General features: G+C 71.9%; 4 protein-coding genes and 1 pseudogene. 4 read left to right on the forward strand and 1 reads right to left on the reverse strand.

What is annotated here, in order from left to right; translation table 11 throughout:
• Nucleotides 1-20: 20 nt before the first annotated feature.
• From GUY61_RS10050 to serA, 4 genes are all read left to right on the forward strand, one after another.
• Nucleotides 21-1,889, forward strand: a complete 1,869-nt coding sequence (locus GUY61_RS10050; RefSeq protein WP_166629735.1) for an acetolactate synthase large subunit — start codon at nt 21-23, stop codon at nt 1,887-1,889.
• Nucleotides 1,890-1,920: 31 nt separating this feature from the next.
• Nucleotides 1,921-2,448 carry an acetolactate synthase small subunit gene (gene ilvN, locus GUY61_RS10055; RefSeq protein WP_166629736.1) on the forward strand — a complete coding sequence of 176 codons (528 nt, stop codon included), beginning with the start codon at nt 1,921-1,923 and terminating at the stop codon, nt 2,446-2,448.
• 172 nt (nt 2,449-2,620) lie between these two features.
• Nucleotides 2,621-3,619, forward strand: coding sequence for a ketol-acid reductoisomerase (gene ilvC / locus GUY61_RS10060; RefSeq protein WP_166629737.1), 999 nt, complete (start codon nt 2,621-2,623; stop codon nt 3,617-3,619).
• A 252-nt stretch (nt 3,620-3,871) separates the two neighbouring features.
• Nucleotides 3,872-5,464: a phosphoglycerate dehydrogenase gene (serA, locus tag GUY61_RS10065; RefSeq protein ID WP_166629738.1), complete on the forward strand. Its 1,593-nt coding sequence runs from the start codon at nt 3,872-3,874 to the stop codon at nt 5,462-5,464.
• Nucleotides 5,465-5,543: 79 nt separating this feature from the next.
• On the opposite strand, the pseudogene GUY61_RS39140 reads toward serA, so the two are convergent.
• Nucleotides 5,544-6,275, reverse strand: a pseudogene (locus tag GUY61_RS39140) (PucR family transcriptional regulator); the annotation flags it as partial.
• Nucleotides 6,276-6,622: the final 347 nt, after the last annotated feature.

The following is a 6,622-nucleotide window of genomic DNA, read 5'->3' on the forward strand; positions in this document are numbered from 1 at the left end:
CACTCGAGAAGAGAACGCAGATGACCGAGCAGGCCACCGGGGCCCACCATCCGCAGCCGCGGGCCCGCAGCGGCGGGCAGCACACCCCCGCCACCGTCGAGCACGTCACGGGCGCGCAGTCCCTCATCCGCTCTCTCGAGGAGGTCGGGGCCGACACCGTGTTCGGTATCCCCGGCGGTGCGATCCTCCCCGCGTACGACCCGATGATGGACTCCTCCCGGGTCCGTCACATCCTGGTCCGCCACGAGCAGGGCGCCGGCCACGCCGCCACCGGCTACGCCCAGGCCACCGGCAAGGTCGGCGTCTGCATGGCCACCTCGGGCCCCGGCGCCACCAACCTGGTCACGCCGATCGCCGACGCCCACATGGACTCGGTCCCGATCGTCGCGATCACCGGCCAGGTCGCCTCCAAGGCCATCGGCACGGACGCCTTCCAGGAGGCGGACATCTGCGGCATCACGATGCCCATCACCAAGCACAACTTCCTGGTCACCAAGGCCGAGGACATCCCGCGCACCATCGCCGAGGCCTTCCACATCGCCTCGACCGGCCGTCCCGGCCCCGTGCTGGTGGACATCGCCAAGGACGCCCTCCAGGCCCAGACCACCTTCAGCTGGCCCCCGGTCATGGACCTGCCCGGCTACCGCCCCGTGACCAAGCCGCACGCCAAGCAGATCCGCGAGGCCGCCCGGCTGATCACCCAGGCGAAGCGGCCGGTCCTCTACGTCGGCGGCGGCGTCCTCAAGGCCCGCGCCACGGCCGAGCTGAAGGTGCTGGCCGAGCTGACCGGCGCGCCCGTCACCACCACCCTGATGGCGCTGGGCGCCTTCCCCGACAGCCACCCGCTGCACGTCGGCATGCCCGGCATGCACGGCAGCGTCACCGCCGTCACCGCGCTGCAGAAGGCCGACCTGATCGTCGCCCTCGGCGCCCGCTTCGACGACCGCGTCACCGGGAAGCTGGACAGCTTCGCGCCGCACGCCAAGGTCGTGCACGCCGACATCGACCCGGCGGAGATCGGCAAGAACCGCACCGCGGACGTGCCCATCGTCGGCGACGCCCGCGAGGTCATCGCCGACCTGATCCAGGCCGTCCAGGCCGAGCACACCGAGGGCCGCGTCGGCGAGGCCGCACGCCAGGGCTACGCCGCGTGGTGGAAGGACCTCAACCGCTGGCGCGAGACCTACCCCCTGGGCTACGACCAGCCCGAGGACGGCAGCCTCTCCCCGCAGCAGGTCATCGAGCGCATCGGCAGGCTGGCACCCGAGGGAACCGTCTTCGCGGCGGGCGTCGGCCAGCACCAGATGTGGGCCGCCCACTACATCGAGTACGAGAAGCCGGCGACCTGGCTGAACTCCGGCGGTGCCGGAACCATGGGGTACGCCGTCCCGGCGGCCATGGGCGCCAAGGTGGGGCAGCCCGGCCGGACGGTCTGGGCGATCGACGGCGACGGCTGCTTCCAGATGACCAACCAGGAGCTGGTCACCTGCGCGCTGAACAACATCCCGATCAAGGTCGCCATCATCAACAACGGCGCGCTCGGCATGGTCCGCCAGTGGCAGACCCTGTTCTACAACCAGCGGTACTCCAACACGGTGCTGCACTCGGGCCCGGCTTCGGAGCTCCCGGAGAACAGGGGCACCCGCGTCCCGGACTTCGTGAAGCTGTCCGAGGCCATGGGCTGTGTCGCGCTGCGCTGTGAGGACCCCGCCGACCTGGACAAGGTCATCGCCGAGGCTAACGCCATCAACGACCGTCCGGTGGTCGTCGACTTCATCGTCCACGAGGACGCCATGGTGTGGCCGATGGTCGCCGCAGGCACCTCCAACGACGAGGTCATGGCCGCCCGGGGCGTCCGCCCCGACTTCGGCGACAGCGAAGACGACTGAGCGAGCAGAGCGAGTAGGAAGAGTCAAACCCATGTCCAAGCACACGCTCTCCGTCCTGGTCGAGAACACACCGGGCATCCTCGCCAGGATCGCCGCGCTGTTCTCCCGCCGGGGCTTCAACATCGACTCGCTCGCCGTCGGCGTCACCGAACACCCCGACATCTCCCGCATCACCATCGTGGTGAACGTGATCGAGGAGCTGCCGCTGGAGCAGGTCACCAAGCAGCTCAACAAGCTCGTCAACGTTCTGAAGATCGTCGAACTCGAGCCGGGCTCGGCGGTCCAGCGGGAACTCGTCCTGGTGAAGGTGCGGGCCGACAACGAGACCCGCTCCCAGATCATCGAGATCGTCCAGCTGTTCCGCGCCAAGACCGTGGACGTCTCCCCGGAGGCGGTCACCATCGAGGCCACCGGCGGCAGCGACAAGCTGGAGGCCATGCTCAAGATGCTGGAGCCCTTCGGCATCAAGGAGCTCGTCCAGTCCGGCACCATCGCCATCGGGCGCGGCGCCCGGTCCATCACGGACCGCTCGCTGCGGGCGCTCGACCGCAGCGCCTGAGCCCGCCCGCGGGCCGTGAAGAGCCCGTACGGCTCCGGGCGCGCCGCCCGCACCCCGGCGCGCCCGCCCGTACGGTGCTCGTAGACCGCCCGTATGGCGAGACCCGAAGGCGTCCCTTCCCCCGCCCGCCGTACGGTGGGACGCAACACAAGCACACCAAGGAGACAACCCAGTGGCCGAGCTGTTCTACGACGACGACGCCGACCTGTCCATCATCCAGGGCCGCAAGGTCGCGGTCATCGGCTACGGCAGCCAGGGCCACGCCCACGCGCTGTCGCTGCGCGACTCCGGCGTCGACGTGCGCGTCGGCCTGCCCGAGGGCTCGAAGTCGAAGGCCAGGGCCGAGGAGCAGGGCCTGCGTGTCGTCACCCCGGCCGAGGCGGCCGCCGAGGCCGACGTGATCATGATCCTGGTCCCGGACCCGATCCAGGCCCAGGTCTACGAGGAGTCCATCAAGGACAACCTGAAGGACGGCGACGCGCTGTTCTTCGGCCACGGCTTCAACATCCGCTTCGGCTTCATCAAGCCCCCGGCCGGCATCGACGTCTGCATGGTCGCCCCGAAGGGCCCGGGCCACCTGGTCCGCCGCCAGTACGAGGAGGGCCGCGGCGTTCCGTGCATCGCCGCCGTCGAGCAGGACGCCACGGGCAACGCCTTCTCGCTCGCCCTGTCGTACGCCAAGGGCATCGGCGGCACCCGCGCCGGTGTCATCAAGACCACCTTCACCGAGGAGACCGAGACCGACCTCTTCGGCGAGCAGGCGGTCCTCTGCGGCGGCACCGCGGCGCTGGTGAAGGCGGGCTTCGAGACGCTGACCGAGGCCGGCTACCAGCCGGAGATCGCGTACTTCGAGTGCCTGCACGAGCTGAAGCTGATCGTGGACCTCATGTACGAGGGCGGCCTGGAGAAGATGCGCTGGTCGGTCTCCGAGACCGCCGAGTGGGGCGACTACGTCACCGGTCCGCGGATCATCACCGACGCCACCAAGGCCGAGATGAAGAAGGTCCTCGCGGAGATCCAGGACGGCACCTTCGCCAGGAACTGGATGGAGGAGTACCACAACGGTCTCCCCAAGTACAACGAGTACAAGAAGAAGGACAGCGAGTCCCTCCTGGAGACCACGGGCAAGGAGCTGCGCAAGCTCATGAGCTGGGTCGACAACGAGGACTGATCTTCGTACGGCGCGAGGCCGGGACACCGCGTCCCGGCCTTTCGCGCACCGGGCTCGCCGCCTTCGTCCAGGGCGTCCGACCTCGTGCGGGTGATCCTTCGGCCGGGGCGCGTGGAGCGGCCCGAACCGCCGATACACTGCCAGCAGATACGCGTTCAGGCCCACAGCGTCGTGCGTCTTCCACGCGGCTAGCCCCTCCACCGCCTGCGGCCGTCGGGACGGCCGTCCGCATAGGACTGAGTGAGGACTCACGTGAGCTCGAAACCTGTCGTACTCATCGCGGAAGAGCTGTCGCCCGCGACCGTCGAAGCCCTGGGCCCGGACTTCGAGATCCGGCACTGCAACGGAGCGGACCGAGCCGAACTGCTCCCTGCGATCGCCGATGTCGACGCCATCCTGGTGCGCAGCGCGACCAAGGTCGACGCGGAGGCCATCGCCGCCGCGCGCAAGCTGCGGGTCGTCGCCCGCGCCGGTGTCGGCCTCGACAACGTCGACGTCTCCGCCGCCACCAAGGCCGGCGTGATGGTCGTCAACGCGCCCACCTCCAACATCGTCACGGCCGCCGAGCTCGCCTGCGGCCTGCTGATCGCCACGGCCCGCAACATCCCGCAGGCCAACACCGCCCTCAAGAACGGCGAGTGGAAGCGCAGCAAGTACACGGGCGTCGAGCTGAGCGAGAAGACCCTCGGCGTCGTCGGCCTCGGCCGCATCGGCGTCCTGGTCGCCCAGCGCATGTCGGCCTTCGGCATGAAGATCGTCGCCTACGACCCCTACGTCCAGCCCGCGCGCGCCGCGCAGATGGGCGTCAGGCTGCTCTCCCTGGACGAGCTGCTCGAGGTCTCCGACTTCATCACCGTGCACCTGCCGAAGACCCCGGAGACGCTGGGTCTGATCGGCGACGAGGCGCTGCACAAGGTGAAGCCGCACGTCCGGATCGTCAACGCCGCGCGCGGCGGCATCGTCGACGAGCAGGCGCTGTTCAACGCCCTCAAGGAGGGCCGGGTCGCCGGCGCGGGCCTGGACGTGTACGCGAAGGAGCCGTGCACCGACTCCCCGCTGTTCCAGTTCGACCAGGTCGTCTGCACCCCGCACCTCGGCGCGTCCACGGACGAGGCGCAGGAGAAGGCCGGCATCGCCGTCGCCCGCTCGGTCCGCCTCGCCCTCGCCGGTGAGCTCGTGCCGGACGCGGTGAACGTCCAGGGCGGCGTCATCGCCGAGGACGTCAAGCCGGGCCTGCCGCTCGCCGAGAAGCTGGGCCGGATCTTCACCGCCCTCGCGGGCGAGGTCGCGGTCCGCCTCGACATCGAGGTGTACGGCGAGATCACCCAGCACGACGTGAAGGTGCTGGAGCTGTCCGCGATCAAGGGCGTCTTCGAGGACGTCGTCGACGAGACCGTCTCCTACGTCAACGCCCCGCTGTTCGCGCAGGAGCGCGGCGTCGAGGTGCGGCTGACCACCAGCTCCGAGTCCCCCGACCACCGCAACGTGGTGACCGTGCGCGGCACGCTCTCCAGCGGCGAGGAGGTCTCGGTGTCCGGCACGCTGGCCGGCCCCAAGCACCACCAGAAGATCGTCGCGGTCGGCGACTACGACGTGGACGTGGCCCTCGCCGACCACATGGTCGTCCTGCGCTACGCCGACCGTCCCGGTGTCGTCGGCACCGTCGGCCGGATCCTCGGCGAGGCCGGTCTGAACATCGCCGGCATGCAGGTCTCCCGCTCGGAGGAGGGCGGCGAGGCGCTCGTCGTCCTGACCGTCGACGACACGGTCCCGGCGAACGTCCTCGGTGAGATCGCCGAGGAGATCGGCGCCACCTCGGCCCGCTCGGTGAACCTGACCGACTGAGCGGCCTGACCGGCTGAGCCCGCTCACGTCTCCACCGGGGCCCGTACCGCAGCGGCGGTACGGGCCCCGGCGCGTGATCTCACAGCCGCGCCGCCTTGAGCACCATGTGCAGCAGCAGCCGGTCCTCGCCGTTGTCGAGGTCCAGGCCGGTGAGCTGCTCGACGCGGGAGAGGCGGTAATAGAGCGTCTGGCGGTGGATGCCGAGGGCGGTGGCGGTCCGGCCCGCCTGGCCCGCGCAGTCGAGGAACACCTCCGTGGTCCTGGCCAGATCCGTGTGCGAGGCGTCGAGAAGGGCGTGCACGGCCGGGTCGCGGGCGGCATCGCGGGGGAGCGCGGTCAGCATGCGGTACGGGCCGAGGGCCGCCCACTCGGCGACCGGCCCCAGCCGGGGCTCCGCGGTGGCGCTCCGGGCGGCGGCCAGCGCCTCGCGCCAGGCCGCAGGCAGCCCGGCCGGCCCGCGCACGGGCCCCGAGATCCCGGCGACGGCCCGCCCGCCCGCCGCCTCCAGCAGCCGCTTCGCGGCACCGTGCGCGGGCGCCTGTGACTCGGCCGACCGCAGCCGTACCAGCGCGACCAGCGCGAACGGCGTCTCGGGCACCTCGGCCCGGGCCACGGCCGCACGGCCCGGCGCCTCCTCGGCGGCGATCGCCCGCCGCACCCGGCCGCCCCGTGCGCCTGCCCCGCCCACGTCCCGTGCCGGGCCGCCGGCGCCCTCGCCCGGCGGTCCCTCCCGCACCGGCCGTGCCGCGGGCCGCCCGGGATCCCTGACGGTCGCGTCCCCGGCACCCACTCCATCGGCCTCCGGCGCGGGGGCGCCGGCCGGGCCGGCCACGGACCCGGGGACGCCGGCCGACGCCGCGTCCGCTCCCCGGCGGCCTGCCGTGTCACCGGGCCGGCCCGTGGCGGGGAGACCGGAAGCCGGGCCGCCGTCCGCCGGCTCCCGGCCCGCGGTACTCCTCACGCCGGGGTGGCCACCCCCGGGGCCGCCGGTGCCCGGTCCGGCCTCCGGCCGCGCACCGGCTGTCGCCGCGTGTGGCTCCGGGCCGTCGTGCGACCTCACCGGGCTGTCCCCGGACGCCGGGCGCACGCCGCCCGCCGGCGGCGGGACGGCCCTGTCGGCCGGGCGGGCCGCGGGACCCGGGGGACCGGGCTGCGCCT

Origin of the sequence: Streptomyces sp. GC420 (assembly GCF_009916105.1) — a bacterium.
In the GTDB taxonomy this organism is placed as follows: Bacteria; Actinomycetota; Actinomycetes; order Streptomycetales; family Streptomycetaceae; genus Streptomyces.

Coding starts and splice junctions, on each gene's coding strand:
- ilvN (WP_166629736.1), top strand. CDS start 1,921: ATGTCCAAGCACACGCTCTCCGTCCTGGTCGAGAACACACCGGGCATC.
- GUY61_RS10050 (WP_166629735.1), top strand. CDS start 21: ATGACCGAGCAGGCCACCGGGGCCCACCATCCGCAGCCGCGGGCCCGC.